We start from the raw sequence: 265 nt of genomic DNA, 5'->3' as shown, positions 1-265 counted from the left end.
CGCGCATCAGAAATCCGAACGATGTCGCGAATACCTCGTTTGAGCAACTTCTCCGGTATCGGCAACATTCCCCATTCGGGCATACCCGGTGCGCCGGCCGGCCCACAGTTGCGAAGAACGAGAACTGAATCCTCGGTGATTTCCAGATTCGGGTCGTCGATCCGTTCTCCCAAGTCGTAAATCCCATCGAAGACAACTGCGGGACCTGTGTGCGTGAGCAGTTCGGGAGAGGCAGCACTGCGCTTGATCACTGCGCCTTTGGGAG

1 pseudogene is annotated in these 265 nt (G+C 57.4%); it reads right to left on the bottom strand.

Annotation, left to right across the window (positions count from 1 at the left end):
• Positions 1-265, bottom strand: a pseudogene (locus tag R0K30_RS22260) (dihydroxy-acid dehydratase domain-containing protein); the annotation flags it as partial.

The sequence above is a fragment of the Bacillus sp. SIMBA_154 genome, from assembly GCF_046536015.1.
GTDB lineage: Bacteria > Bacillota > Bacilli > Bacillales > Bacillaceae > Bacillus > Bacillus pumilus_P.
Note: the sequence above shows the minus strand (reverse complement) of the source record. Positions and strands in the feature narration are given on the sequence as shown.